Genomic DNA, 25,703 nt, shown 5'->3' on the forward strand with positions numbered 1-25,703 from the left:
ACTCCCGCCGCCAACCGCGCGGCCTCCGGGACGAAGGCGCCGTCACGCCGCCAGGCGCGCCGGCAGGAGCTGCGCGGCCGCCTCGGCCACCTGCGCCACGGACAGGCCCTCCATGCTGCCATCCGCCGCGATCACCGCCCGCGCGGCGCGGCCGGCGGGCGCGTATTCATCGGCCGGGGTCGGGCCGAACAGGCCCAGCGTCGGCGTGCCGGCGGCGGCGGAAAGGTGCATCAGCCCGGAATCATTGCCCACGAAGAGCGCGGCGCGGCGCAGCACCGCCGCCGCTTCCGGCAGGGAGAGCTGCCCCAGCAGGTCGGTGACGCCGCCGGGATGGTTCCGCAGCGCCTCCAGCAGCGGCGCGGCGATGGCCCGCTCGATCTCCCCCGGCCCGCCCAGCACGACGATCCGGGCACCCGGCAGCAGCCCGTCCGGCGCTGTCAGCCTGCGGGCCAGCGCCTCGAAACGCTCCCAGGGCCAGATCTTCCCGGACCAGTTGGCGGTCGGCCCCAAGGCCAGGATGGGGGCCAGGATGGGGACCTGCCCGGGGAGATGAGCCGGGGCCAGTCCGAGCAGCGCGTCCGCCCGCGCCTCGTCCTCCGGTGCCGTCCAGGCCACCGGCATCGGCGGCGGGTCCAGGGCCAGCGTCTCGGCGATATGGCCCAGCCGGTGCCCCGGGCGGCGCCCGCCCCGCATCACCGCGCGGGTGCCGGCGCGCAGGGTCCAGGCCAGGGCCGAGCCGCGCAGGTCCACCACCAGGTCCCAGCGCCGCCCCGCCACGCGCCGCCACAGCTCCAGCCAGTGCAGCGACAGGCTGCGCTTGGCGAGCACGATGGTCTCCTCGCGGCGCGGCATGCGGGCGAAGACGCCCTCCGCCACCGGCCCGCAGGCGATGGTGAAGCGCGCCTCGGGATAGGCGCGCAGCAGGTGGTCCAGCAGCCCGGTGGACAGGACCGCATCCCCGATGCGGGTGGAGGTGACGAAGAGGATGCGCATGGTCGGGCGCCTCATAGCATGTTCCCGGTTGCAGCAACGCCATCTCCGCGCCAACTCTGCCCCATGCCGATCGCTTATCTGCCGGACCGTGGCGTGGTGGAGATCTCGGGCGAGGACCGGGCCACCTACCTTCAGGGTCTCATCTCCAACGACGTCGCCGCCCTGGCACCGGGGCAGGCCGTCTGGGCCGCGCTGCTGACCCCCCAGGGCAAGTGGCTGGCCGATTTCTTCGTGCTGGCCCAGCCGGACCGATTCCTGCTCGACTGCGAGCGGACCCAGGCGGAGATGCTGGTGGCGAAGCTGTCCCGCTTCCGCCTGCGCTCCAAGGTCGCGCTGCGCGATGCCTCGGCGGAATTCGCCGTCCATGCCGGATGGAGCAGCCCGGCCCCGGCGCACGGGATCGTCTTCGCCGATCCGCGCCTGCCCGAAGCCGGGTGGCGCGCCCTGCTGGACGGGGCGATGCACGGCGCCATGGATGCCTCCGCCTATGCGCTGCACCGGCTGGAACTCGGCCTGCCCGGCGGGTCCGAGGACATGGAGGCGGAGAAGTCCGTGCTGCTGGAGGCCGGGTTCGACGAGCTGCACGGCGTGTCCTGGACCAAGGGCTGCTACATGGGCCAGGAGCTGACCGCCCGCACCCGCTATCGCGGCCTGGTCAAGCGGCGCCTCGTTCCCGTGGCGGTGGATGGCCCGCTGCCCGCCCCCGGCACGCCGGTCTTCCGGGGCGAGGCCGAGGTCGGCACCATGCGGTCCGGCCTGGGCGGCCAGGGCATGGCCCTGCTGCGGCTGGAGGCGATCACGGCGGGCGAGCCGCTGCGCTGCGGCGAGGCCAGCCTGACGCCCCGTCTGTCCACCTGGATTCACCTGCCAGAAAAGACCGCCTGATGCGTCTTTGATGCGGCGCACAAGACAAGGGCCACCACTCCGGCGCAGGATGGGCATCCCCGCAGGAAGGGATTCGCGGTGACGCCGGTCTATGTGGTGACGGATACCGAATTCGATGGCCCCACGCCGGGCCGCAACTCCTTGCTCTCGATCGGTGCCGTCGCGGTGGACGCGGATGGGCGGGAGGTCGCGGATTTCGAGGCCGTCCTCGCCCCCTTCCCCGGCGCGGAACCCGATCCGGGCACGCTGGCCTGGTTCTCCGGCGAACCTCTGGCCTGGGAGGCCGCGACGCGGGACCCACAGCCGCCGGAAGCCGTCATGGCCCGCTTCGTCGCCTGGGTGCGCGGGCTGCCGGGCGATCCCGTCTTCGCCGCGCATCCCCTGGCGGTGGATGGGCCCTGGATGGACCTCTACCTGCAACGCTTCACCGGAACGCGCCTCGTGCCGGTGCCGCGCGCGGTGGACCCGCTCTTCCGCGGCGTGCCGCTCTGCCTGCATGCCTTCGCCGCCGGACGGCTGCACTGGCCGCCGGAACGCTGCCGGGTGGAGCATTATCCGGCGGAATGGCTGGGGGAGACGGCGCATACCCATTGCGCCCTGGACGATGCCAGGGGCTATGGGCGGCTGCTGGCGCATCTGCTGCGCCTGCCTTCGCCGGGATGACGGTTGCCGGAGCCGGATTCAGCGCTCCATATGAGCGAGTGCGATCGCCAGGGGTTGCCGGGACACCTGGATGATCCCGGTGAAAGGCGTCTCCATCTCCAGGATCAGGAACATCGCGCCGCCCACCGCCACCGCGCAGACGCCGAAGGCGACGCAGACGGCGGCGTTGCGGGGCGCCATGAAGCCGAATCCCGTGAAGATGAAGAACAGCCAGCAGGTGAGCAGCACGACGAAGACGGGCTGAAAGGGCAGGTCTTGTTGCTCCAGCATCTGCCAGCGTAGCGACAGCAGCCGGTCGTTCTGGGTCAGGATCTGCTCGCGCAACCAGCGCTGCACATCGCTCGCCGGCTGAAGCGAAAGGACCGCCAGGCGCAGTTGCTCCAGCGTCGTGCCGGTTGGAGAGGCGGCGTCGAGGATGTCCCGGTCATCCCGGGTCCAGCGCTGCGAGAAGGCGGCGTGGGTGTAGTGCCGCAGGACATCGCGCGCCGGCGCAGCTTCCGGGCCGTAGACGCGCAGGCCCTGCTCCGCCTGGATCAGGATCGCCGAGAAGTCACGGACCGAGCGATCCGCCGAGGACAGGCTGTCCCTGGCCGTGGCGATCAGCAATCCGAGCACCAGCGCCGCGAGGACCGACAGCATGCCGGTCGCCAGATGCACCACGTCCCGCGTTTCCTTGGTGAGGTGGCGTTCCGGAAGGAGCAGGTGCAGGAAGAGGCCCGCGGCCCCGCCGGCGAGGACACCGGCCGAAACGAGCGCCGTGAAGGCGGCCACGAGCATCGCAGCGATTCCTTTCCCTTCCGCAACACTGCGGAAGGGTGGAAGGCTTGTCCAGCGACCCGTCAGCCGTTCACCGGCTCCCCGCCATTGGGATGGATCACCTGTCCGGTGATGTAGGAACTGTCGGCGTCGGAGGCGAGGAAGATATAGGCGGGGGCGCATTCGTCCGGCTGGCCCCGCCGTTCCAGCGGCGTGCTGCCGCCGTGCTTCTCCACCTCCTCCGGCGAGAAGGAGGCCGGGATCAGCGGCGTCCAGATCGGCCCGGGCGCCACGCCGTTCACGCGGATCTTCCGCTCCGCGAGTTGCGCGGCGAGGGAGCGGGTGAAGGCGAGGATGGCGCCCTTGGTCGCCGAATAGTCCACCAGATGCGGGCTGCCGCGATAGGCGGTGACCGAGGTGGTGTTCACGATGGCGCTGCCTTCCCGCAGATGCGGCAGCGCGTATTTCGCCATCCACATGTAGCCGAGGATGTTGGTGCGGAAGGTGCGTTCCACCTGTGCTTCCTCGATGGTGGCGAAATCCTTGTTCTCGTGCTGCTCGCCCGCGTTGTTCACCAGGATGTCGATGCCGCCGAGGAAGGCCGCCGCCTTCTCCACCGCCGCGCGGGCGAAGGCCGGGTCGCCCACATCGCCCGCGACGGTCTCGCAGCGCCGGCCTTCCGCCTCCACCAGCCGCTTCGTTTCGGCGGCGTCCTCGTGCTCGTCCTTGTAGAGGATGAAGAGATCGGCCCCTTCCTTGGCGAAACCGATGGCCACGGCGCGGCCGATGCCGGAATCGCCGCCGGTCACGATGGCCTTCCGGCCCGCCAGCTTGCCCGAGCCCTTCCAGTGCCGCATCTCGGCAGCGGGCTTCGGGGTCATCCCGGATTCCAGGCCGGGCTGCCGGTCCTGCTTCTGCGGCGGGACCTTCTGCATCTCTTCGTACATCGCCGGCACTCCATTGGGGGTGCCGTAGGAACGGTCCCGGCGCCGCAAGGCTTCCGGCCGGCCCATGACGAAAAACGGCGGGGCCAGGGCCCCGCCGTTCCAGTGCTTCCGCCTCGCGGGCTAGATCAGGCCGTGCGGTCGGCCCCGGCGCCGGACAGCGCCGCCTGCGCCGCCGCCAGGCGCGCCACCGGCACGCGGTAGGGGGAGCAGGACACGTAGTCGAGCCCGACCTTCTCGCAGAACTGGATCGAGGCCGGGTCGCCGCCATGCTCGCCGCAGATGCCGAGCTTGAGGCCGTTCTTGACCTTGCGGCCCTTCTCGGTCGCGATCTCCACCAGCGCGCCCACGCCCTCCACGTCGATGGAGACGAACGGGTCCTTCGGCAGGATGTCCTTCTCCACGTAGTAGGGCAGGAACTTGCCCGCGTCGTCGCGCGACAGGCCGAAGGTCGTCTGCGTCAGGTCGTTGGTGCCGAAGGAGAAGAAGTCCGCGACCTCCGCGATCTTGTCCGCCGTCAGCGCCGCGCGCGGCAGCTCGATCATGGTGCCGACCGAGTAGTCGAGCGTGGTGCCCGTCTCGGCGAAGACCTCCTGCGCCACCTTGTCCACCTGGGCGCGGGTGATCTCCAGCTCCTTCTTCATGCCGACCAGCGGGATCATGATCTCCGGCACCGGCGCGCTGCCCGTCTCCTTGGCCACCTGGATGGCGGCCTCGAAGATGGCGCGGGCCTGCATCTCGTAGATCTCGGGATAGGTCACGCCCAGGCGGCAGCCGCGATGGCCGAGCATGGGGTTCGCTTCCGACAGGTCGGCGGCACGGCGCTTCATGGTGGCGAGGTCGGTCCCCAGCCCCGCCGCCACCTCGGCCAGCTCCTCGTCCTTGTGCGGCAGGAACTCGTGCAGCGGCGGGTCGAGCAGGCGGATCGTCACCGGCAGCCCGGCCATGATCCGGAACAGCTCCACGAAGTCGGAGCGCTGGAAGGGCAGCAGCTTGGCCAGGGCGTCGCGGCGGCCGCCCTCCGTCTCGGACATGATCATCTGGCGGACGGAGCCGATGCGGTCCGCGTCGAAGAACATGTGCTCGGTGCGGCAGAGGCCGATGCCCTCGGCACCGAACTTGCGGGCGGTGTCGGCGTCCAGCGGGGTCTCGGCATTGGCGCGCACCTTCAGGCGGCGCACCGCGTCGGCCCAGCCCATCAGCGTCGCGAAGTCGCCGGAAAGCTGCGGCTCGATCATCGCGACGGCGCCGAGGAAGACCTCGCCGGTCGCGCCGTCGAGGGTGATGGTCTCGCCCGCATGCACCAGCGTGCCACCGGCCGAGAGCGTGCCCGCCGCATAGTCCACCACCACGCCGCCGGCACCGGCCACGCAGGGCCGGCCCATGCCGCGCGCCACCACGGCCGCGTGGCTGGTCATGCCGCCGCGGGTGGTGAGGATGCCCTTGGCGGCGTGCATGCCCGCGATATCCTCGGGGCTGGTCTCGATGCGGACCAGGATGACCGCCTCGCCCTTGTTGGCGCGCGCCTCGGCCTCTTCCGCCGAGAAGACCACGACGCCACAGGCGGCGCCCGGCGAGGCCGGCAGGCCCTTGGTCAGCACCTTGCGGCTGGCCTTGGGGTCCAGCGTCGGGTGCAGGAGCTGGTCGAGCGAGCCCGGAGCGACGCGCTTCACCGCTTCCGGATGGTCGATCAGCCCTTCCTCGGCCATGTCCACCGCGACCTTCAGCGAGGCGGCGGCGGTGCGCTTCCCGTTGCGGGTCTGCAGCATGTAGAGCTTGTTGCTCTGCACGGTGAACTCGATGTCCTGCATGTCCGTGTAGTGACGCTCCAGCGTCTCACGCACCTTGCAGAGCTCGGCATAGGCTTCCGGCATCGCCTCCTCCATGGAGGTCTCGCCGGGCTTGGCGCGGGCCTTGGACATGGGCTGCGGCGTGCGGATGCCCGCCACCACGTCCTCGCCCTGCGCGTTGATCAGGTACTCGCCGTAGAAGATGTTCTCGCCGGTCGAGGGATCGCGGGTGAAGCAGACGCCCGTGGCGCAGTCATTGCCCATGTTGCCGAAGACCATGGCCTGGACGTTGACCGCGGTGCCCCAGCTCGCCGGGATGTCGTGCAGGCGGCGATAGGTGTTGGCGCGCGGGTTCATCCAGGAGCCGAAGACGGCGCCGACCGCGCCCCAGAGCTGCTCCTGCGGGTCCAGCGGGAAGGGCTTGCCGGTCGCCTCGGCCACCATTTCCTTGTAGCCCGCGACGACCTTCTGCCAGTCGGCGGCGGCCAGCTCGGTGTCCTCCACCGCGCCGGAGGCGTGCTTCGCCTCCTCGATGATCTCCTCGAAGCGGTGATGGTCCACGCCCAGCACCACCGAGCCGTACATCTGGATGAAGCGGCGGTAGCTGTCCCAGGCGAAGCGGTCGTCGCCCGAGCGCTTGGCCAGGCCCAGCACCGTCTCGTCGTTCAGGCCGAGGTTCAGCACCGTGTCCATCATGCCCGGCATGGAGACGCGGGCGCCGGAGCGCACCGAGACCAGCAGCGGGTTGGCGGCGTCGCCGAACTTCATCCCCACCGCGTTCTCGATCCGCGCCAGGGCCTCGTTCACCTGGTCGGTCAGCTCCTTCGGGTACTGCTTCCCGTTGTCGTAGTAGTAGGTGCAGACCTCGGTGGTAATCGTGAAGCCCGGTGGAACGGGAAGGCCGATCGAGGCCATCTCCGCCAGGTTCGCACCCTTGCCGCCGAGGAGGTTGCGCATGTCGGCCTTGCCGTCGTTCCGGCCGGCACCGAAACCGTACACCCACTTGGTCATCAGGCTCGTCCCTCTTCAGCCTTCAACGCGTTGGAACTCCGCGACGCGATCCATCGCGCCACGAAGCGTCTTGAGCAGGCCGAGGCGGTTGTAGCGCAGCGCCGGATCGGCGTCATTCACCACGACCTTCTCGAAAAATGCGTCCACGGGTCCCCGCAGCGTCGCAAAAACAGTCATGGCCGTCGAAAACTGTTCCGAGTCAAGCGCTTCCCGCACCGCAACATCAATATCATTCAGAACTTCCCACAACCGGGCCTCTTCCGCCAGGGCCAGCAGGGAGGGATCAACCCTGGCGGGAACCTCGCCGGTCTTCTTCTCCTCGATCCGCAGGATGTTCGCGGCCCGGCGATAGGCGGCCAGCAGGTCCGCCCCTTCCGGAGTCGAGAGGAAGTCCCGCAGCGCATCGGCCCGGGCGAGCAGGCGGACGAGATCGTCCTCCCCGCCCCCGGCCTCTCCCCGGGCGCCGAAGGCGGCGGCCAGGATGTCGTGCCGCGCCCCTTCGGCCCGGAGTTGCACGCGCAGGCGTTCGGCCAGGAAGTCCAGCAACCCAGCAGCGAAGGCGGCCACCATCGGCGGCTGCGCGGAGCCGGCAGGGGGCTGGAAGCCGGCATTCATCTTCTCGGCCGCCACCGCCATGCCGAATTCCGGATCGGCCGTCCGGCCCTGGGCCGCAGGATAGCCGAAGAAGGCCTCGGCGATCACATCGGCGAGCGGCAGGCGCAGCCCGTTCTCCCGGATGATGCGGATCACGCCCAGCGCGGCGCGGCGCAGCGCATAGGGATCACCCGAACCGGTCGGGCGCTCATCCGCCGCGAAGAAGCCGACGAGCTGGTCGATCTTGTCGGCCAGCGCCACGGCGATGGCGGTGGGCTCGCGCGGCACCTCGTCGCCGGGGCCGAGCGGGCGGTAATGGGCACCGATCGCCTCGGCCACCTCGGGCGCCTCGCCGTCATGCAGGGCGTAGTAGCGGCCCATCAGCCCCTGCAACTCGGGGAATTCGCCCACCATGCCGGAGGCGAGGTCCGCCTTGGCCAGCTTCCCGGCCCGCGCCGCCTTTTCCGGATCGGCGCCGACCAGCGGGGCGAGGAAGCGGGCCAGCCGCTCCAGCCGCTCCACCCGCTGGCCCTGGGTGCCGAGCTTCGCGTGGAAGACCACATTGGCCAGCTTCGGCAGCCGGCTTTCCAGGCTCTGCTGCCGGTCGCCGTCCCAGAAGAAGCGGGCATCGGAGAGGCGGGCGCGCAGCACGCGCTCGTTGCCCGCGACGATGGCCCTGCCGCCGTCCAACGCCTCGACATTGGCGACCAGGGCGAAGCGGTTGGCCGCCCGCCCGTCCGGGTGGCGGAGCGCGAAATAGCGCTGGTTCACCCGCATGGTGGTGCGCATCACCTCGGGCGGCAGGTCCATGAAGGCGTCGTCGATGCCGCCCAGCAGTGGCACCGGCCATTCCACCAGCCCCGCCACCTCGGCCAGCAAGCCGCGGTCGGGCACCACCTCCAGCCCCTCGGCCGCGGCGAGGCGGGCGACCTCGCGCTCGATCAGCGCCTCGCGCTCCGGCGCGCCGGGGATCACCTTGCGGGCACGAAGGCCGCTTTCCCATTCCGCCAGGGAATGCGCAGCAAAGCTGCCGGGCGCCATCAGCCGGTGTCCTTCCGTCAGGTCGGAGGCGGCGAGGCCGTGCCCGTCATCCTCCCCCTGCCGCAGGTCGAAACCCACCACCCGGCCATCGAAGGTGCAGAGGATGCGCTTCAGCGGCCGCACCCAGGTGAAGGAGGAGGTTCCGCCCCAGCGCATCGACTTGGGCCAGGGAAAGCGGCGCAGCAGCAGCGGCATCGCCTCGGCCAACACGTCGCCCGTCGCCCGGCCGTCGCGGCGGATCACCGCGTAGAGATAGGTGCCGCCCTTGCCTTCCCGCTCCTCCAGCTGTTCCCGCGCGAGGCCGGTGGAGCGCAGGAAGCCCTCCAGCGCCGGGCCGGTCGCGTCGGCGCGCGGGCCGCGCCGTTCCTCCGCCACGGGCGCCGTCGCCTCCGGCAGCTCCGCCGCCAGGGCGATGCGGCGTGGGCCGTGGAAGGTGCGGAGGTTCTGCGGCACGAGGCCGGCGGGCTTCAGCGCCTCGGCGAGAAGGCGGGCGAGGTCTTCCGCCGCGCGCGCCTGCATGCGGGCGGGGATTTCCTCGGAGAAGAGTTCGAGCAGGAGTTCGGGCATCGTGGGGGCGGCTTCTCGGTCGGGTGCTGGCGAGGGGCGTCGGGCGGCGCGGCGGTCAGGCCGCCGTCTCCGGGGCGTCCGGGACGGTTTCCCCGGCGACCCAGCCCTCGCAGCAGCGCTTCGCCAGGGCGCGGACGCGGCCGATATAGGCGGCGCGCTCCGTCACGCTGATGGCGCCGCGCGCATCGAGCAGGTTGAACAGGTGGCTGGCGGCGATGCACTGGTCATAGGCCGGCAGGGCGAGGCCCCGGTCGGCCAGCGCGTTGCACTCGGCCTCGGCATCGGCGAAGTGCTGGAACAGCCGCGGCACGTCGGCGAACTCGAAGTTGTAGGCGCTGAACTCCCGCTCCGCCCGCAGGAAGACGTCGCCGTACTTCACGCCCTGGCCGTTGAAGTCCAGCTCGTACACGTTCTCGATGTCCTGGACATACATCGCCAGGCGCTCCAGCCCGTAGGTCATCTCGAAGCTCGGATGCACCACCGGGATGCCGCCCACCTGCTGGAAATAGGTGAACTGGCCGACCTCCATCCCGTCGCACCAGACCTCCCAGCCCAGGCCCCAGGCGCCCAGAGTCGGGCTTTCCCAGTCGTCCTCCACGAAGCGGAAATCGTGCTTCAGCGGGTCGAGGCCGATCTCGCGGTAGGAATCGAGCAGGAGCTCCTGCGCGTTCTCCGGGCTCGGCTTCATGATGACCTGGTACTGGTAGTAGTGCTGCAGGCGGTTCGGGTTCTCGCCATAGCGCCCGTCGGAGGGGCGGCGGGAGGGCTGCACATAGGCGGCCTTCCAGGGCGTGGCGCCCAGGGCGCGCAGCGTCGTGGCGGGGTGGAAGGTCCCGGCGCCCACGGACATGTCGTAGGGCTGGAGGATGACGCAACCCTGGCGGCTCCAATAGGCATGGAGGCGCAGGATCAATTCCTGGAAGGAAGGCGGCTTGGCGGACATGGCGGGCGCACCATAAGGTCCGCCCCCTCCCACCGGAAGGCCCCCCGCCATGCACCATCGTTGCGCCGCCAGCGCCGTTCTCGCCCCTTCCGGCACGGAGGGCGGTCCCGGAGACCCGGGTGCCCTGTCCGAGGCGCATGACTCGGAGCGGCTGGTCCTCGCCTATTACGACGCGTTCAACCGGGGCGACTGGGCGGCGATGCTCGACTGCCTCGCCGACGACGTGGCGCACGACATCAACCAGGGCGGGCGACAGGTGGGCAAGGAGGCCTTCGCCGCCTTCCTGAAGCACATGGAGCGCTGTTACCGCGAAAGGCTGGTGGATCTGGTGGTGATGCTGGACGCCACGGGTGGCCGTGCGGCCGCCGAGTTCGTGGTGGAGGGCGAGTACCTCGCCACCGACGAAGGGCTGCCGCCGGCGAAGGGGCAGCGCTACGTGCTGCCGGCCGGCGCCTTCCTCACCATCCGCGACGGGAAGATCGCCCGCCTTTCCATGGCCTACAACCTCGCCGACTGGATGCGGCAGGTCGGCGGCTGAGCTTCCGCCCGGCCTCTCCGTTGGGCTGCACCGTCCGGCTGCCCCGCGGAGGGCGGCCGGGCGGAACTCCGTCAGGCCGCTTGGCGTCGGTCCTTGCGCGCCTGGGCGTTCTTCACGAACTGCGAGACCCGGCCGACCTCGCGCGGATCGACCTTCACCCGGATGCCCCGGTTGCGGGTGAGGCCCATTCCCGCGCCCGCCGTCGTGCCGCTGCCGGGGTGGTGCCTCGGCGCGTCCTCCCGGCGATGCAGGGCCGCGCGCAGGCGCTCCGCGTTGCGGGCGCGGCGCTTCTCCGCGTTGAGCGTGTCGAGCCGTGCGTTCACCCGCTTCAGCGCGTTGGCGAAGACCTGCTTCTTGGCCGCCAGCCCGCGCTCGCTCGATTCCGCGGGTCCCGCCCCCTTGCCGCGCCGGGCGCGCCGCCGCTGCCGCACCAGGTCGCGGGAGCGGTTGCGCTGCTCGCGCAGCCACCGGGCGAGTCCCAGGGTCTCGTCCTGCGACAGGCCATCCAGGTGCGGATAGTGGCTCTGCAGGATCGGCGCGTATTCGTTCTCGGACAGCAGGCCGAGTTCGCCGGCGACAGGAAGGCTCATCGCTTCGCTCCGTTGTCTGGTCGGTTTCCCACGGGAGCAACGTCCCGGCACCGGCAGGGTTGAAGGCCCGCGCCGGCCCTCCCCTCAGAGCCCCAGCCGCGCCCGGGCCGAGCGTTCCTCCAGGATCTCCAGCGTCGCGCCCACGGCGGCGGAGAAGAGGCGCCAGGGCCAGCGCGGCCGTCGCACGTTCAGCCAGACGATCCTCGCATCCTGCCCGAACCGCCGCTCGATCTCCCCGTACAGGTCGCCCAGGCGGTCGGCGAGGCCCAGCGCCACGGCCTCCCGCCCCGTCCAGAAGCGGCCGCTGAAGACCTCGCTCTCCGGTGCCTTCAGCCGGCTGCCCCGGCGGGAGCGGACCCAGTCCTTGAACTCCTCGTGCAGCGTGGCGAGCAGCTCGCGCAGACGCTCCTGCTGCGCCGGATCGGGGGGCAGGAAGGGGTCGAGGAAGGACTTGTTCTCGCCCGCCGTGACCACCCGGCGCTCCACGCCCAGGCGCTCGATCGCCTCCTGGAAGCCGAAGCCCTGGGAGATCACCCCGATGGAGCCGGTGATGGAGGCCGGGTCGCAGACGATCTCGTCCGCCGCGCAGGCGATCCAGTAGCCGCCCGAGGCCCCGGCATCCTCGATGCAGGCGATCACCGGCACCTCCTTCTCGTCGGCCAGCCGCATGATCCGCGCCGCGATCAGCGAGGACTGCACGGGTGATCCACCGGGCGAGTTGATGGCGAGCACCACCCCGGCCAGGCGCTTCAGCCCGAAGGCGCGCTCCAGCACGGGCGCCAGCCCGGCGGCGCTGAGGCCGGGGCCGCCGAGGCCCGTGGCCCGGGCGGCGATGACGCCGGACATGCGGATGACGGCCACCCGGGGGCGCCGGTCGAAGAAGGGAAGAGGCATGGCCCCAGGATGCCCATGAGCGCGACCGGATCAAGCAAGCAACCGTGACAGCCGGGGCGGGTGCCCCGGATTACCCCTTCCAGCCCCTTCCAGCCCCTTCGGCAGGCCCGTCCCGGCGGCCGGCCACGGCGCGGCGCGGGAGCCGCCGCAAGCGGGCCACATTCCCGCGGCAGGCTGCGCCGGCGCAGCCCATGGAAAGGTCCCGGATCTTGCCCTCCCCCGCCCGACAGGCCCTCACCCGGCATGCCCTTTCCCTGGGTGCCGTGCTGCTCGCCGTGGGCGCCATGGCCCTGTACCGGCACCTCTATGTCGAGCCGCGGGAATGGGGGGCGCTCTGCCTGGACCTGTCGCGGGCGCCACTGGCCTGCCGCCCCCGCGCGGCGCTGCTCTGGCTGCAGCACTGGCAGCTCTGGGGCGCCGGGGCGCTGCTGCTGGGGCTCTGGGGCTTCCTCGGTGGGCCGGGCTTCGTGCGCGCCGCCGCCGTGGCGCTCGGGGTCATCGCCGTGCTGAACTACAATGCGAGCTGGGGCCTGCTGGGCGCCGTGCTGGGCGCCTGGGCGTGGATCGGCGACGCCATGCGGCCCCGCCGCCCCGCCTGACGGCGGCAGGCACGGCGCTTGCACATCCCACCGGCGCGTTGCCTCCCGATCCAGGAGATCCCCATGCGCCGCCGCCACCTCCTCGCCTCCGCCACCGGCCTGGCCACAGCATCTTTCGCAGCGGCGCCCCTCGTGACGGGCCTGCCGCGCCCGGCGCTCGCCCAGGCGGAGAGCAGCCGGCGCCTCCGCTTCGTGCCCTCGGTGGACCTCTCCACCATCGACCCGCTCTGGAGCGCGGCGGTGGTGGCCTATACCCATGGCTACATGGTCTGGGACACGCTTTATGGCCTGACCCTGGACCAGCAGCCGAAGCTGCAGATGTGCGAGGGGCACACGCTGTCGGAGGACCGGCGGGTCTGGACCTTCACCTTGCGGGAGGGGTTGCTCTTCCATGACGGGGAGCCGGTGCGGGCGGTGGACTGCGTCGCCTCGTTGCGCCGCTGGATGGAGAAGGACCCGTTCGGCCAGAGCATCGCCGCCATCCTGGTCGAAGCGAAGGCGCTCGACGACCGGCGCTTCCAGCTCGCGCTGAGCAAGCCCTTCGGCCTGTTGCTCTTCGCCATCGCCGCGCGCAGCGTCTTCGTCATGCCCGAGCGGATCGCGAAGACCCCCGCCAGCCAGCAGATCAAGGAGGTGATCGGCAGCGGCCCCTATCGCTTCCTGGCCGACGAGTGGCAGACCGGCGCGCATGCGGGCTATGCCCGGTTCGACCGCTACCGCCCCCGCACGGAGGCGCCGGACATGATGAGCGGCGGCAAGCAGGCGCATTTCGACCGGATCGACTGGATCACCCAGCCCGACCCGGCCACCGCCGCCGCCGCGCTGCAACGGGGCGAGGTGGACTGGGTGGAACGCCCGCTGCTCGACCTGCTGCCGATGCTGCGGAAGAGCGCCGGGGTGAAGACGGACAAGCTCGATGTCTTCGGCGCGCTGGGCATCCTGCGCTTCAACCAGCTCCTGCCGCCCTTCGACAATCCGAAGCTGCGGCAGGCCCTGCTGCCGGGGGTGAGCCAGGAGGAGGTGGTGGCCGCCGCCGTGGGCGAAGAGAGGGCCTATGGCAACGTCCCCGTCGGCTTCTTCCCCGAGGGCAGCCCGATGGCCAATGATGCCGGGCTCGGCGCGCTCGGCGGCCCGCGCGACCTGGCCCGCGCCCGGCAACTGGTGAAGGAGGCGGGCTACAAGGGCGAGCGGATCGTGATGATGGCACCCTCCGACCTGGCGCAGATCATGGCGGCCAGCCAGGTGATGCTGGACCAGCTCACCAAGATGGGGCTGAACATCGATTTCCAGGTGATGGACTGGGGCACCATGCTGTCCCGCATGGCGAAGAAGGACCCGATCGACCAGGGCGGCTGGAATTGCTTCGTCACCACCTGGGCCTCGCTTTCCGTGGCCACGCCGGGCAGCTCCTATCCGCTGCGCTCCGCCGGGGCCTCCTCCTGGGCCGGCTGGCCGGACGACCCGAAGCTGGAGGCGCTGCGCGGCCAGTGGATGGATGCGCCCGACACCGCCGCTGCCCAGGCGATCTGCCGCGAGATCCAGCAGGAGGCCTTCACCTCCCTGCCCTATATCCCCATCGGCCAGTGGACCTCGGCCTCGGCCTATCGCGACACGCTGTCGGGCACGCTGAAGGCGCCCTACGCGCTGTTCTGGAACGTCCGGAAGAGCGCCTGAGGCAGCGCGAGGCCTGCCCCCGTCACTCCGCCGTGGCGCGGGCCGGGCGGAGCACCTTTCCGGTCGCTTGCGCCCGCCGGCGCAGGCGCAGCAGGGCCGGGGCGGCGAGGCCCAGGGCGCAGGCCGTCCAACCCAGCGCCTGGAGGTTCTCCGGCCCCTCCCGCCATGCGCTGGCCAGCGCCGCCAGGGCCAGGGTGCCGCCCGCCCAGGCCTCCGCCCAGCCGCCGCCGCGCAGGGGCAGGTCGCGCAGCCAGGCCTGGGCGAGGACCGCGACCAGCGGCACGGCGAAGGTGGGAAACGGGAAGTCGCGGTAGCGCGGGTCGAAGAGCAGCAGGAGTTGCAGCACCATCGCCGTCCAGAGAAAGACGAAGGACAGGTCGTCGAAGGCGAAGCCGCGCCAGTCCCGCCAGCGCAGGCGGCCCCGGAGCATGGCCCGGACCGAGGCCGTGGCCTGGGCGCCGGTGCGCGGCATTTCCACCGGCAGGCCGGAAAGGAGCTGTCCCGCCCGGCGCAGCAGCAGCGCCGCCAGCAACGCCTGACCGGCGAGGTTCACCGTGACCGCCAGCATCAGGTGCTCGTCGAAGGCATAGGGCACGCCGCCGCACCAGGCGAAGGCCAGCGCATTGCCCAGCGCCAGGGCCAACAGCGCCAGCGGCGGGCGGGGCGCGGCGGGAAAGGCGCGGGCGGTGGCGGCGAAGAGGCCGAGGCCCAGCAACGCCGCCGCCCCGGCATACCAGCCCCAGAGCGCGTTCTCCCGCACCGGGCCGGAGAGGGCGAATTTCGGCTGCCGGTCGGCGGTCCAGAGGCCCCAGGCGGCGCCGACGGTGCCCTCGCTCTTGTATTTCCAGACCTGGTCGAAGGCCTCGATGACGTTGTAGTCGAAGCCCTCCTCCCGGCTCAGCGCCGCGAATTCCCGCAGGAAGCGCGCCTGGTTGACGGTGGAGGGCACCGCCCCCTCGCGCCAGCGCCCCTGGGAGGGCCAGCCGACCTCGCCGATGGCGATGGGCTTGCCGGGGAAGAGCGCGCGCATGCGGTGCACGATGTCGCGGGTATGGGCGATCGACGCCTCGACATCGAGCGGCTCGTCCTCCCAGTAGGGCAGGATGTGGATGGTGACGATGTCCACATGCTTCGCCACCTCCGGGAACTGCTGCCAGAATTCCCAGACATCGGCATAGGTCACGGGCTGCCGCACGGCGGCCCGCACGCGGTCGAGGTAGCCGATCAGCGCGGCGGGCGGCAGGTCGCGGCGCAGCAGCACCTCGTTGCCGACCACCACGCGCTCCACCGTGTCCGGGTGCCGGTTGGCGCTCTCGATCAGCCGCGCCACCTCGCGCTCGTTGTTCGCCAGCGTGCCGCTCAGCCAGGCGCCCTGCCAGAGCTTGAGCCCGTTGCGGGCGGCGATGGCGGCCGCGTCGTAGTCGCCCTCGATGCTGGCATAGGTGCGGATGCCCCGGACGCGCGGGGCGATCAGGCTCATGTCCTCCTCGACCTCCGCCGCGCTGGGGAAGATCCCGCGCAGGGGGCTGTCCCCCGTGCGGAAGGGGGCGAAGGAGACGCTGTTCAGGCGTTCCGCCGGCATCGGCAGGTCGCCGAGCTGCGCGCGGTTGGGCCACCACCAGACCAGCAGCGTGGCCAGCAGCCCGATCGCCAGGATGGCCGGCAGGCCCCATCGGGAAGACCCCGGCGAAGGGGGGTGCTGGGTGAACCAGTTCGCGCGTCGCATGTTCACCTCCATACGGGAGCGGTATGGCGAAACGAAGGTGGAGGAAAGGCGAATGGGCGTGGATGGGATGAGCGACGAGGCGGTGCGCGACCTGCTGCTGCGCACCCGGCGGATCGCGGTGGTGGGCGCCTCGGACCGGCCGGGCCGGCCCTCGAACGGCGTGTTCCGCTTCCTGCTCGACCGGGGCTATGACGCGGTGCCGGTCAATCCCCTGCTGGCGGGCCGCGCGCTGCATGGCGTGGCCTCCGTGGCGGGGCTGGAGGAGGCCGGGCCGCTCGACCTCGTGGATGTCTTCCGGCGCTCGGAGGATGCCGGGGCGGTGGTGGACGAATCGATCCGGCTCGGCGCCCGGGCGGTCTGGCTTCAGCTGGGTGTCGTGGACCAGGCGGCGGCGGAGCGGGCGCGCGCGGCCGGAGTGATCTGCGTCATGGACCGCTGTCCGGCGATCGAATGGGGGCGGCTGGGCCTGCCTCCGCGGGTTTCCGGCGCGGCGCCCGGGTGAGGATGAGACGAAGATGGCGCGCGGATGAAAAAGCGGCCCTCTATCGTATCAAACATTAACTTCTTGTTAGATTTGGATTGAAAGCCGTCGCGTTCTGGTCCAACTGCGCGTTCTCTGCATCGGCGGGCGCATGCGCCCCGCGGCGGCAGATCGGAGCATATGGAACGATGACCGAGGAAGAGCGTCGCATCATCACGGACTACGTCACGCGCGTTTCGGGGGCCGAGGCCCAGGCGGCGCGGCCGGCCAGCCCGTGGGGTGGCAGCGTGCCCTCGACCCGGGCGCCCGCCAACCTTCCGTCCGTGGACCCGGAGGCGGACCGGCTGATCCAGGACCTGTTCGCCCGCTATCCCGAGGCGCGCTACCGGATCACGCAGACGGCCTTCGTGCAGGAGGCGGCGCTGGTGCAGGCGCAGAACCGCATCCAGCAGCTGGAATGGGAACTGGACAACACGCGCCGGCAGGCGGCGGCGGCGCAGGCCCAGGGTGGGAACCGGGGCGGGCTGTTCGGCGGCATGTTCGGCGGCGGCCAGCGCCCGCCGGTGCCGGCGCCGATGTCGCCCCCGCCGCAGCCCATGACCATGCCGAACGGCTATGCGCCGCAGCAGATGCTGCAGCCGGGGCGCGGCGGCTCGGGCTTCCTGGGGACCGCCCTGACCACGGCGGCCGGCGTGGCGGGCGGCATGGTTCTCGGCAACGCGCTGATGGGCATGTTCTCCGGCCATGAGGCGCATGCGGCGGCTGCCAGTGCGGTGGACGACGCCACCGGCGGCGCCTTCGGCCAGGATGCCGTGGCCACCCCTGCTTCCTCCCCCTGGACCGATCCGGGTGGGCAGAACGACGCCTATGGCGCCCAGGACACGGGCTGGGGCCAAAATGATGCGGCCGCGTCACAAGATTCCGGTTGGGGACAGGATGACGCCACCGGCTATGATACGGACGATTCAGGCAGCTATGATGACGAGGTCTGATGTTCTGGTGGCCTGACGTCCCGGGACTCTGACAAACCTGGAATGATGTGGGGCACGGGCCTCCCGCCAGAACGCGAGAGGACATCCGGCCCATACCACCGAAGCCATCCCGAGAAACCGCGAAATCCGGCTCCGTCCTGCGTGACGGAGCCGGACTCCTGCCTGCGGCGGGCGCCCAGGCGGTGTCGGCGATGGCAGGTCCGGCCCCGGGCAGCCTGGTCGTGGAGGTCATGCCCTGGGTGGCCCTGCTTGCCTCGCTCCTCATGCTGGGGGGCGCCTGGGTCGGGCTGACCACGGTGCGGGATCTGCTGCTGGACGGGTTGCGGACCGAAGCCAGGGTCATCGCGCAGGGCATGGCCGGACAGGTCCAGCAGGTGCTGCGGAGCGCGGACAACGCCCTGTCCCTGCTGCAATCCAGCCTGTCGTCCCGGGACCCGCCACCGGACGACGCGGCGCTGCGCCGGATGATGGGCTGCTGCGAGATGCTGCCGGGGGATCTGGGAGTCTTCCTGCGGGACCCACAGGGCATGGTGATCGCGTCCACGCTCCGGACCCCGGATCTGGAACGCGCCCTCGGCACGCTGTCCCCTCCCCAGGCCCCCTCCCCGGTGCCCCCGCGGCCGCCCCGTCGGCCTTCCTGGCCTCTCCCCCGGCCTCCGCCGCCGCTGGGGGCCTGTCCCGGCTCATCCCCGTGCCGCCGGACCGGCCGCCCCGATCCCTCGTCCTGCTGCGCGCTCCTTCCGGTCCTGGCCAGTACGGGGCGGGGATGATCCTGCAGGCCGCGGCGCTTCTGGAATCCTTCGACGGGCTCCTAGCCCTGCACCCTTCCGCCGTCCGGCTGCAGCAGCAGGGGCCGATCCAGGCCGTGCTGGCACAGCGCGGCAGTCCCGAGATGCTGAAGCGCGTCACCGGAATGCGCGACACCCCCGCATCCGGTCCGGGGGGCTGGAGCGGGCAGGACTGGCTGACGGCCACCAGTCCGGTGCCGCCTTTCGCGGTCAACGTCACCGTCAGCCTTTCCGCGGTGGAAACGATGCGCCGCTGGTGGGAGATCAGCCTCGCCTGCCTGGCCGCCCTGCTGGCGCTGGCCGTGGCCATGACCGGCATCTCCCTGGCCCTGCGCCGCCACGGCCGGGCGCGTGCCGCCACGGTGCAGCGGCTCGTGGAGGCGGAGCAGGACCTTCATCTGGCCCATGCCGTGGCACGGATCGGGGAGTTCTCGCTCGATCTCGCGACGCGCCGCATCACCTGGAGCGATGGCGTCCACCGGCTGTTCCGCACCGATCCCCGGCAGCCTGTCCGCCCGCTGTCCTGGATCCTCGACCATCTCGATCCCGAGGGGCGCAAGGACGTGCGGCAGGTCTGGCGCCGCCTGCTGGCGGAACCGGAGCGCAACCTGCGCAGCGAAAGGCGCATCCGGCGCGCCGACGGCACCACCGCCTGGTGCTGGATCGAGTTCCGCCTGCAACGTGACGCGCAGGGCCGCCCGGCGGCCATCCGCGGCGTGCTGCAGGACATCACGCGGGAACGGGAGGCCGAGGAACAGGTCCGCCGACTGGCGGAGAAGGATTCCCTGACCGGCCTCGCCAACCGCTGGCGCCTGCAGAAGCACCTGGAGGAGAGCCTCGACGCGGCGCGCGAGACGGGGCAGCGGGTCGGGGTGCTCTACCTGGACCTGGACGGGTTCAAGAGCATCAACGACCGCTGGGGCCACAGGGCCGGGGACCAGCTTCTGTTGCAGGTGGCCGAGCGTATCCAGGGCGCCGTGCGCCCCGGGGACCTGGTGGCGCGGCTGGGCGGGGACGAGTTCGTGGTGGTGCAGTCCGGCCTGCCGGAGGATGCCGCCCGCGCCGCGGAGACGATCCAGCGCCTCGCCACCCGGCTGATCACCCTGCTGCGCCGCAGCTACGACCTCGGCGACGGGCGGGAGGGCATCGTTTCCGCTTCGGCCGGGCTTGCCTTGTTTCCGACCGATGCGGCGGATGCCAGCGCGCTGCTGGAATGCGCCGACACCGCCCTCTACCGCACCAAGCTCGCCGGGCGGAACGGCTGGTCCAGCTTCTCCTTCGAGATGGACCGCGAGATCCGGGACGCGCGCTCGCTGGAACAGGATCTGCGGCAGGCCGTGCCGCAGGGACAGTTGGAGCTCGCCTGGCAGCCGCAGGCGGTGCTCGGCCCGCCGGGCGACACATCCGGGGAGGCGGAGGCACCGCCCCGGATCGTCGGCTTCGAGGCGCTGCTGCGCTGGCGCCACCCCGAGCGCGGGCTGCTGTCCCCGGATGTCTTCATCCCCTCGGCCGAGCGTTCGGGCACCATCCTGGAGATCGGCGAATGGGTGCTGCGCACCGCCTGCGCCGAGGCGGCGCGTTGGAGCCGTCCGCTCCGCCTCGCGGTGAATGTCTCCCCGGTGCAGGTGCAGCAGGGGGATCTCGTGGCTGTGGTCCATCGCGCGCTGCGCGATGCCGGCTTGCCGCCGGAACGGCTGGAGCTGGAGGTGACCGAGGGCCTGCTGCTGCGCGATGTCGGGCAGGTGCAGGCCACGCTGAGCGCGCTGCGCGAGATGGGGGTCGGGATCACGCTGGACGATTTCGGCACGGGTTATTCCTCGCTGATGACGCTGCGCGCCTTCCCCTTCGGCCGGCTGAAGCTGGACCGCGGCTTCATCGCCACCATGGCCGAGGACACGACCTCGGCCGCCATCGTGCGCGGCACCCTGGCCCTGGCCCGGAGCCTCGGCCTGCCCGTCACCGCCGAGGGGGTGGAGACGGAGGAGCAGGCCCGCGCCCTGCGTGCCGAGGGCTGCGACGAGATCCAGGGCTGGCTGATCGGACGCCCCCTGCCGATCGAGCGCTGGCGGTCGCTGACCGGGGATGGCCCCGGCGTGCCGGACGAAGATCCCAGGGCCCCTGGCGGCCCGGACGATACGGCGCCGCGTTGACCTCCGCCCGGCCACGGCGCAGCCTGCGCGCGACATGTCCGCCGATCCGGAATCCCCGCCCGGGGAGCGCACCGCCCCTGCCCACGCCAACAAGGACTGGCCCGCGATCGGGCTGATCTGCACCGGGCATTTCCTGTCGCATTTCTACATGCTCTGCCTCGCGCCGCTGTTTCCGCTGTGGCGCGAGGAGTTCGGCGTCTCCTACGCCACGCTCGGCCTGGCGCTGGCGCTGATGAGCGGCGTGACCGCCGCGCTGCAGACGCCGGTCGGCTTCCTGGTGGACCGGCACGGCGCCCGCGCCTTCCTGGTGGGCGGCACGCTGCTCATGGCGCTCTCGATCTCCGCCATGGGCCTCGCCCCGGGCTTCTGGGCGGTGCTGCTGCTGGCGCTGCTGTCGGGCATCGGCAACAGCGTGATCCATCCGGCGGACTACGCCATCCTGGCCGGCAGCGTCAGCGGCCACCGCATGGGCCGCGCCTTCTCGCTGCACACCTTCACCGGCAATCTCGGCTTCGCGCTGGCGCCGGTGGTGGTGCTGACGCTGTCGGACCTGATCGGCTGGCGGGCCACGCTGGTCCTGGTCGGGCTGCTCGGCGTGCCGGTGGTGGCGGCGATCCTCTGGCAGTCCCGCATCCTGGTGGATCAGGTGAAGCCGCGCGCGGCGCGCGCCGCCGCCGGGGCAGGCGCCGGCGGCAACCTGCTGCTGTCGCGGCCGATGCTGCTCTTCTTCGCCTTCTTCCTGCTGTCCTCCATGGCCAGTTCCGGCATCCAGTCCTTCCTGATCCCCGTGCTGGGGCAGATCTGGGGCACGCCGCTGGAGGTCGCGTCCTGGGCGCTGACCGGATACATGATCGGCAACTCCGCCGGGGTGCTGCTGGGCGGGTGGTATGCCGACCGGTCGCGGCGGCATCTGGTCTTCGTGGTGGGGCTGACGCTGCTTTCCATGGCGCTGCTGCTCCTGCTCGGCGCCCTGCCGCTGCCGGAGATCCTGCAGCCCATCGTCGTGGTGGCGGCCGGCACGGCGCTGGGCGCCTCCCGCACCCCGCGCGACGTGATGGTGAAGGAGGCCTCGCCGCCCGGGCAGATCGGCAAGGTCTTCGGCTTCATCTCCTCCGGCCTGCCGCTGGGCAGCGCCCTGATCCCCGTGCCGGTGGGCCTGCTGCTGGATGCCGGCTATGCCGTGCTGGTGCTGCCGCTGGTGGCGGCGCTGCTGGGGCTGTCGCTGCTCTGCGCCGGCGGCGGGCGGGGCGAGGCGCGCCGCGAGGTCGGCGTGGTGGCGGCGGAATAGGGCATGGGCCGGGGCCTATAGAGGCTTCTGCCAGAACAGCGCCCGGCCGGCGGCGGGGTCCAGCACATAGGCACCGAAGCCGGCCTTCTCATAGGCGGCCCGGGCCACCCGGTTCCCTTCCAGCACCTCCAGCGTGATCTTGCAGCAGCCACGCTCCCGCGCGATCCGCTCGGCCTCGGCCAGCAGCAGGCGGCCGATCCCCTGCCCCCGGAAGCGACGGGACACCACCACGTCATGCAGGTTCAGCAGGGGACGGCCCGCGAAGGTGGAAAAGCCCTCGAAGGCGTTCAGCAGTCCCGCCGCCTCGTCCCCGGCATAGGCCAGCAGGGTCAGGGCCTGGGGCCGTTGGGCCAGTTCCGCGGCGAGGCGCTCCGCGACGCCTTCGGGCAGGGGCTTGCCGCCGCCCATCGGGTCCTGAGCGTATTCCTCCATCAGGCGGGCGATCGCCCCGGCCTGGGCGGGGTCGCCGTAATCCGCCTGCGTCACGGTGACGGTCATGGGCATCCCTTCTTCGGAACCGGCAGTCATCTTCCGGCCTTACCTGGCGGCGACCAAGCCCGCGGGCGGAAGGAACGCCGGAGCCGTCTCCGATTCAGCGAAGTGCCTGACCGTGTTCAACCATGACGGAGTGGCAACCGAGCCATGCACCATCAGGCACCGGGTCAGGCGGGGAGCCATCTTTCCCCTTCCGGCCAGGAGGGGTGTTTTCGGTGTGCGATCAAGGGCCCAGCGCGGCACCGAATCCGCTTGCCACTGCCGCAATCACTTTTTCGGCACCATAAATCATTTTTATCCCAGAACAGTCCATTTCTTGGACCCTGGGTTTCCCCTGTGATAGCGCGCCGGTCGATGTAAATCCCTCGCAACAGGATATCCCCGCATGGATGCTCCCGATAGGACGCCCGGCTTCGCGGCCCGGCTCTGGCTCTATCTCCTGGGGGTTGCCCTCATCCTGGCCGGGCTCTTTCTCGGCGGCGGCGGCGCCTATCTGATCCGGCTGGGCGGAAGCTGGTACTTCGCCCTCGCCGGCCTTGCCCTGCTCGCCTCCGGTTTGCTCGTGGCGATGCGCCGCCCCGCAGGCGCCTGGATCTTCGGCCTGGTGGTGCTGGCCAGCATTCCCTGGGCGCTCTGGGAAGCGGGACTGGATTTCTGGGCCCTGGTCTCGCGCCTCTTCGCCCTGGGCATCGCGGGGGTGCTGGTGGCCCTCACCTATCCCCTGCTGCTGCAGGCCCAGGGACAGAGGGGCGGAAGGGGCGCCTTCGCGGTAGCGGGCGTGCTGGCCATCGCCGTGGTCGCCACGGCGGTCAGCGCCTTCACCCCGAAATCGGTGACCGCGCCGACCGAGACCGCCGCCGCCCCGCCGCCGGTCGCGTCCGGCCAGGCGCAGAAGGACTGGCGCCACTGGGGCAACACCACGGCGGGCATGCGCTTCGCCGCGCTCGACCAGATCACGCCAGCGAATATCGGGCAGTTGAAGGTGGCCTGGACGGCCCATACGGGCGACCTGCCGGTCAGCAACGGTTCCGGCGCCGAGGACCAGAACACGCCGCTGCAGATCGGCGATACGCTCTATGTCTGCACCGCCTATGGCAAGGTGATCGCCCTCGACGTGGACAGCGGCGCCGAGCGCTGGCGCTTCGACCCGAAGGGCAGCGCCCCGAACTGGCAGCGCTGCCGTGGCCTCGGCTATTTCGACGCCACGACCGACCCCTCCATCCCCGCCGCGGCGATCGCGAACGGCACCGCCGCCTGCACCCGCCGCCTCTTCCTGCCGACCATCGACGCCCGGCTGATCTCCCTCGACGCCGCGACCGGCCGGCCCTGCGCCGGCTTCGGCCAGAACGGCACGGTGGACCTGACCATCGGCATGGGCGAGGTGAAGCCCGGCTACTACCAGCAGACCTCCACGCCGCTGGTGGCCGGCCATCTCGTGGTGGTGGGCGGCCGCGTGGCCGACAACTACTCGACCGGCGAGCCTCCCGGCGTGGTTCGCGCCTATGACGCGATGAGCGGCGAGCTGGTCTGGGCCTGGGACCCGGGGAACCCGGCGATCACCACCCTGCCCCCGGATGGCCAGACCTATACGCGCGGCACGCCGAACGTGTGGTCGGCCATGTCCTATGATCCGAAGCTGGGGCTGATCTACCTGCCCACCGGCAATGCCACGCCCGACTTCTTCGGCGGCGGGCGGACCGAGCTGGATGACCGGTACAGTTCCTCCATCGTCGCGGTGGATGCCGCCACCGGCCGCGTGCGCTGGTCCTTCCAGACGACGCATCATGACCTGTGGGATTTCGACGTGCCGGCCCAGCCGGCGCTCTATGACATTCCCGACGGCAAGGGCGGCAGCGTGCCGGCCCTGGCGCAGGTGACGAAGCAGGGCGAGATCTTCCTGCTGAACCGCGAGACGGGCACGCCGATCGCGGAGGTGAAGGATCTGCCCGTTCCGCAGGGCAACGTGCCGGGCGAACGCTATTCGCCGACGCAGCCCTTCTCGGTCGGCATGCCCTCGATCGGCAACCAGACGCTGACCGAGGCGGACATGTGGGGCGCCACCCCTTTCGACCAGCTCCTTTGCCGCATCCAGTTCAAGGAGATGCGGCACGAGGGCGTCTATACCCCGCCCGGTCTCGATCCGGCCCTGCAGTTCCCGGGCTCGCTGGGCGGCATGAACTGGGGCAGCGTATCGATCGACCCGACCACCAGCTACATGTTCGTCAACGACATGCGACTGGGCCTCGCGAACTACATGATCCCGCGGGAGAAGATCCCCGCCGGGGCGAGCGGCATCGAGATGGGCGTCGTGCCGCAGGAGGGCACCCCCTTCGGCGCCATGCGCGTCCGCTTCCTGTCGCAGCTCGGCATTCCCTGCCAGAAGCCGCCCTTCGGCACGATGTCGGCGATCGACCTGAAGACCCGCAAGCTGGTCTGGCAGGTCCCTGTCGGCACGGTGGAGGATACGGGCCCGCTGGGCCTGCGCATGGGGCTGCCGATCCCCATCGGCATGCCGACGCTGGGTGCCTCGCTGGCCACCCAGTCCGGCCTGCTCTTCTTCGCCGGGACGCAGGACTTCTACCTGCGCGCCTATGACAGCCGCACGGGCCGGGAGGTCTGGAAGAGCCGCCTGCCGGTGGGCAGCCAGGGCGGGCCGATGACCTATGTCTCGCCGAAGACGGGCAAGCAGTATGTGGTCGTCACCGCCGGCGGGGCGCGCCAGTCGCCGCAGCGGGGCGACTACGTGATGGCCTATACCCTGCCCTGAGCAGGGCCAGGTATGCGGCGGCCGCCCTTCCCGGCCGCCGCACTCCGCCTATCCTGACCCGGCCGTTGCTCTTCCCCGGAGGGGCGGAGACCGCGCCTGGTGGGGCTTCAGGCCAACCCGCTCCGCATGCTCCCCATGGCGGCCCGGATGCGGGTCCATTCCAGCACGGCCGCTTCGGTAAAGGCATCGGCGCAGTCCACCACTTCCGGTGGCGTGCAGCCCAGGGCCTCGGCCAGATGGCTCCGGACGCCGACCACGGCATGGGCGAGGGACTTCGTCATCTCCCCCCGGTCCATGTCCGAAAGGATCTCCTGGGCAAACCTCACGCCGCCCTCGCGGGACGCCTGTAGCGTCTCCCGGTAGAAGCGGGCTCTCTCCTTGCTGTCCTGCGCCATTCCGTCCCTTGTTCCGAGCGGGCCTGGATCACCCTTCTCACCGGAAAATAGCTAAACAAGGGTGGCGCGGCTGCGTTTCCGGACACAATGCGGCAGGAAGCGGGGATTTTCCCGGTCCGGATCAGATTTCCGGGAGAAA

The 25,703-nt window shown here is 71.2% G+C and carries 22 protein-coding genes; 11 read left to right on the plus strand and 11 right to left on the minus strand.

The features are described 5' to 3' along the window. Positions 1–42: 42 nt before the first annotated feature. Positions 43–993: a glycosyltransferase family 9 protein gene (locus tag RGI145_RS11815; RefSeq protein WP_075798496.1), complete on the minus strand. Its 951-nt coding sequence runs from the start codon at positions 991–993 to the stop codon at positions 43–45. 63 nt (positions 994–1,056) lie between these two features. On the opposite strand from RGI145_RS11815, the gene ygfZ reads away from it, so the two are divergent. Next, positions 1,057–1,878, plus strand: a complete 822-nt coding sequence (gene ygfZ / locus RGI145_RS11820; protein WP_075798497.1) for a CAF17-like 4Fe-4S cluster assembly/insertion protein YgfZ — start codon at positions 1,057–1,059, stop codon at positions 1,876–1,878. Positions 1,879–1,956: 78 nt separating this feature from the next. Continuing rightward, positions 1,957–2,541 carry a 3'-5' exonuclease family protein gene (locus RGI145_RS11825; RefSeq protein ID WP_075798498.1) on the plus strand — a complete coding sequence of 195 codons (585 nt, stop codon included), beginning with the start codon at positions 1,957–1,959 and terminating at the stop codon, positions 2,539–2,541. An 18-nt stretch (positions 2,542–2,559) separates the two neighbouring features. Here the strand turns inward: RGI145_RS11825 and RGI145_RS11830 are convergent, their stop codons facing one another. The 5 genes from RGI145_RS11830 to RGI145_RS11850 form a co-directional block, all read right to left on the minus strand. Further along, positions 2,560–3,318: a bestrophin-like domain gene (locus tag RGI145_RS11830; RefSeq protein ID WP_075798499.1), complete on the minus strand. Its 759-nt coding sequence runs from the start codon at positions 3,316–3,318 to the stop codon at positions 2,560–2,562. Positions 3,319–3,380: 62 nt separating this feature from the next. Next, the gene (locus RGI145_RS11835) at positions 3,381–4,244 is read right to left on the minus strand and encodes an SDR family oxidoreductase (RefSeq protein ID WP_075800014.1); all 864 of its coding nucleotides are present in this window, start codon (positions 4,242–4,244) and stop codon (positions 3,381–3,383) included. Between the two features lie 125 nt (positions 4,245–4,369). Then, positions 4,370–7,042: a pyruvate, phosphate dikinase gene (gene ppdK / locus RGI145_RS11840; RefSeq protein WP_075798500.1), complete on the minus strand. Its 2,673-nt coding sequence runs from the start codon at positions 7,040–7,042 to the stop codon at positions 4,370–4,372. 15 nt (positions 7,043–7,057) lie between these two features. Next, complete coding sequence (gene glyS / locus RGI145_RS11845; RefSeq protein WP_075798501.1) at positions 7,058–9,244, minus strand: glycine--tRNA ligase subunit beta; 2,187 nt, start codon at positions 9,242–9,244, stop codon at positions 7,058–7,060. A gap of 55 nt (positions 9,245–9,299) precedes the next feature. Then, the gene (locus RGI145_RS11850; protein WP_075798502.1) at positions 9,300–10,187 is read right to left on the minus strand and encodes a glycine--tRNA ligase subunit alpha; all 888 of its coding nucleotides are present in this window, start codon (positions 10,185–10,187) and stop codon (positions 9,300–9,302) included. 49 nt (positions 10,188–10,236) lie between these two features. Here RGI145_RS11850 and RGI145_RS11855 point away from each other — a divergent pair, with 49 nt between their 5' ends. Continuing rightward, positions 10,237–10,725 (plus strand): ketosteroid isomerase-related protein, encoded by a 489-nt coding sequence (locus RGI145_RS11855; RefSeq protein ID WP_083670636.1) that lies wholly within the window; start codon positions 10,237–10,239, stop codon positions 10,723–10,725. A 71-nt stretch (positions 10,726–10,796) separates the two neighbouring features. Here RGI145_RS11855 and RGI145_RS11860 read toward each other — a convergent pair whose 3' ends face one another. Both RGI145_RS11860 and RGI145_RS11865 read right to left on the minus strand, forming a co-directional pair. Beyond that, the gene (locus RGI145_RS11860; protein ID WP_075798503.1) at positions 10,797–11,315 is read right to left on the minus strand and encodes a hypothetical protein; all 519 of its coding nucleotides are present in this window, start codon (positions 11,313–11,315) and stop codon (positions 10,797–10,799) included. Between the two features lie 84 nt (positions 11,316–11,399). Beyond that, complete coding sequence (locus RGI145_RS11865) at positions 11,400–12,209, minus strand: S49 family peptidase (RefSeq protein WP_075798504.1); 810 nt, start codon at positions 12,207–12,209, stop codon at positions 11,400–11,402. Between the two features lie 209 nt (positions 12,210–12,418). Here RGI145_RS11865 and RGI145_RS11870 point away from each other — a divergent pair, with 209 nt between their 5' ends. Both RGI145_RS11870 and RGI145_RS11875 read left to right on the plus strand, forming a co-directional pair. After that, on the plus strand, positions 12,419–12,808 hold the full coding sequence (locus RGI145_RS11870; protein ID WP_083670638.1) for a hypothetical protein: 390 nt from the start codon (positions 12,419–12,421) through the stop codon (positions 12,806–12,808). A gap of 63 nt (positions 12,809–12,871) precedes the next feature. Then, complete coding sequence (locus tag RGI145_RS11875) at positions 12,872–14,482, plus strand: ABC transporter substrate-binding protein (RefSeq protein WP_075798505.1); 1,611 nt, start codon at positions 12,872–12,874, stop codon at positions 14,480–14,482. 22 nt (positions 14,483–14,504) lie between these two features. Here the strand turns inward: RGI145_RS11875 and RGI145_RS11880 are convergent, their stop codons facing one another. Further along, entirely contained in the window at positions 14,505–16,208 is a 1,704-nt protein-coding gene (locus RGI145_RS11880; protein ID WP_156878501.1) for a glycoside hydrolase family 17 protein, read from the minus strand. A gap of 52 nt (positions 16,209–16,260) precedes the next feature. Here RGI145_RS11880 and RGI145_RS11885 point away from each other — a divergent pair, with 52 nt between their 5' ends. The 5 genes from RGI145_RS11885 (at position 16,261) to RGI145_RS11905 (ending at position 21,907) form a co-directional block, all read left to right on the plus strand. Beyond that, positions 16,261–16,710 (plus strand): CoA-binding protein, encoded by a 450-nt coding sequence (locus tag RGI145_RS11885; protein WP_075798506.1) that lies wholly within the window; start codon positions 16,261–16,263, stop codon positions 16,708–16,710. Between the two features lie 167 nt (positions 16,711–16,877). Continuing rightward, positions 16,878–17,681 carry a DUF2076 domain-containing protein gene (locus RGI145_RS11890; RefSeq protein WP_075798507.1) on the plus strand — a complete coding sequence of 268 codons (804 nt, stop codon included), beginning with the start codon at positions 16,878–16,880 and terminating at the stop codon, positions 17,679–17,681. A gap of 191 nt (positions 17,682–17,872) precedes the next feature. Beyond that, complete coding sequence (locus RGI145_RS11895; RefSeq protein WP_075798508.1) at positions 17,873–18,451, plus strand: hypothetical protein; 579 nt, start codon at positions 17,873–17,875, stop codon at positions 18,449–18,451. Continuing rightward, positions 18,448–20,619 carry a putative bifunctional diguanylate cyclase/phosphodiesterase gene (locus RGI145_RS26120; RefSeq protein WP_075798509.1) on the plus strand — a complete coding sequence of 724 codons (2,172 nt, stop codon included), beginning with the start codon at positions 18,448–18,450 and terminating at the stop codon, positions 20,617–20,619. Before RGI145_RS11895 ends, RGI145_RS26120 begins: the two co-directional genes overlap by 4 nt. A 34-nt stretch (positions 20,620–20,653) precedes the next feature. Further along, on the plus strand, positions 20,654–21,907 hold the full coding sequence (locus RGI145_RS11905) for an MFS transporter (protein WP_075798510.1): 1,254 nt from the start codon (positions 20,654–20,656) through the stop codon (positions 21,905–21,907). A gap of 15 nt (positions 21,908–21,922) precedes the next feature. On the opposite strand, the gene RGI145_RS11910 is transcribed toward RGI145_RS11905, so the two are convergent. Beyond that, positions 21,923–22,405 carry a GNAT family N-acetyltransferase gene (locus RGI145_RS11910; RefSeq protein ID WP_156878502.1) on the minus strand — a complete coding sequence of 161 codons (483 nt, stop codon included), beginning with the start codon at positions 22,403–22,405 and terminating at the stop codon, positions 21,923–21,925. A 382-nt stretch (positions 22,406–22,787) separates the two neighbouring features. On the opposite strand from RGI145_RS11910, the gene RGI145_RS11915 reads away from it, so the two are divergent. Further along, positions 22,788–25,169 carry a glucose/quinate/shikimate family membrane-bound PQQ-dependent dehydrogenase gene (locus RGI145_RS11915; protein WP_075798512.1) on the plus strand — a complete coding sequence of 794 codons (2,382 nt, stop codon included), beginning with the start codon at positions 22,788–22,790 and terminating at the stop codon, positions 25,167–25,169. A gap of 107 nt (positions 25,170–25,276) precedes the next feature. On the opposite strand, the gene RGI145_RS11920 is transcribed toward RGI145_RS11915, so the two are convergent. Beyond that, entirely contained in the window at positions 25,277–25,564 is a 288-nt protein-coding gene (locus RGI145_RS11920) for a hypothetical protein (protein WP_075798513.1), read from the minus strand. Positions 25,565–25,703: the final 139 nt, after the last annotated feature.

Origin of the sequence: Roseomonas gilardii, assembly GCF_001941945.1 — a bacterium.
Classification (GTDB): domain Bacteria; phylum Pseudomonadota; class Alphaproteobacteria; order Acetobacterales; family Acetobacteraceae; genus Roseomonas.

Coding starts and splice junctions, on each gene's coding strand:
- RGI145_RS11815 (WP_075798496.1), bottom strand. CDS start 993: ATGCGCATCCTCTTCGTCACCTCCACCCGCATCGGGGATGCGGTCCTG.
- ygfZ (WP_075798497.1), top strand. CDS start 1,057: ATGCCGATCGCTTATCTGCCGGACCGTGGCGTGGTGGAGATCTCGGGC.
- RGI145_RS11830 (WP_075798499.1), bottom strand. CDS start 3,318: ATGCTCGTGGCCGCCTTCACGGCGCTCGTTTCGGCCGGTGTCCTCGCC.
- RGI145_RS11835 (WP_075800014.1), bottom strand. CDS start 4,244: ATGTACGAAGAGATGCAGAAGGTCCCGCCGCAGAAGCAGGACCGGCAG.
- ppdK (WP_075798500.1), bottom strand. CDS start 7,042: ATGACCAAGTGGGTGTACGGTTTCGGTGCCGGCCGGAACGACGGCAAG.
- glyS (WP_075798501.1), bottom strand. CDS start 9,244: ATGCCCGAACTCCTGCTCGAACTCTTCTCCGAGGAAATCCCCGCCCGC.
- RGI145_RS11850 (WP_075798502.1), bottom strand. CDS start 10,187: ATGTCCGCCAAGCCGCCTTCCTTCCAGGAATTGATCCTGCGCCTCCAT.
- RGI145_RS11855 (WP_083670636.1), top strand. CDS start 10,237: ATGCACCATCGTTGCGCCGCCAGCGCCGTTCTCGCCCCTTCCGGCACG.
- RGI145_RS11860 (WP_075798503.1), bottom strand. CDS start 11,315: ATGAGCCTTCCTGTCGCCGGCGAACTCGGCCTGCTGTCCGAGAACGAA.
- RGI145_RS11865 (WP_075798504.1), bottom strand. CDS start 12,209: ATGCCTCTTCCCTTCTTCGACCGGCGCCCCCGGGTGGCCGTCATCCGC.
- RGI145_RS11875 (WP_075798505.1), top strand. CDS start 12,872: ATGCGCCGCCGCCACCTCCTCGCCTCCGCCACCGGCCTGGCCACAGCA.
- RGI145_RS11880 (WP_156878501.1), bottom strand. CDS start 16,208: ATGCGACGCGCGAACTGGTTCACCCAGCACCCCCCTTCGCCGGGGTCT.
- RGI145_RS11885 (WP_075798506.1), top strand. CDS start 16,261: ATGGGCGTGGATGGGATGAGCGACGAGGCGGTGCGCGACCTGCTGCTG.
- RGI145_RS11890 (WP_075798507.1), top strand. CDS start 16,878: ATGACCGAGGAAGAGCGTCGCATCATCACGGACTACGTCACGCGCGTT.
- RGI145_RS11895 (WP_075798508.1), top strand. CDS start 17,873: ATGGCAGGTCCGGCCCCGGGCAGCCTGGTCGTGGAGGTCATGCCCTGG.
- RGI145_RS26120 (WP_075798509.1), top strand. CDS start 18,448: ATGATCCTGCAGGCCGCGGCGCTTCTGGAATCCTTCGACGGGCTCCTA.
- RGI145_RS11905 (WP_075798510.1), top strand. CDS start 20,654: ATGTCCGCCGATCCGGAATCCCCGCCCGGGGAGCGCACCGCCCCTGCC.
- RGI145_RS11910 (WP_156878502.1), bottom strand. CDS start 22,405: ATGACCGTCACCGTGACGCAGGCGGATTACGGCGACCCCGCCCAGGCC.
- RGI145_RS11915 (WP_075798512.1), top strand. CDS start 22,788: ATGGATGCTCCCGATAGGACGCCCGGCTTCGCGGCCCGGCTCTGGCTC.
- RGI145_RS11920 (WP_075798513.1), bottom strand. CDS start 25,564: ATGGCGCAGGACAGCAAGGAGAGAGCCCGCTTCTACCGGGAGACGCTA.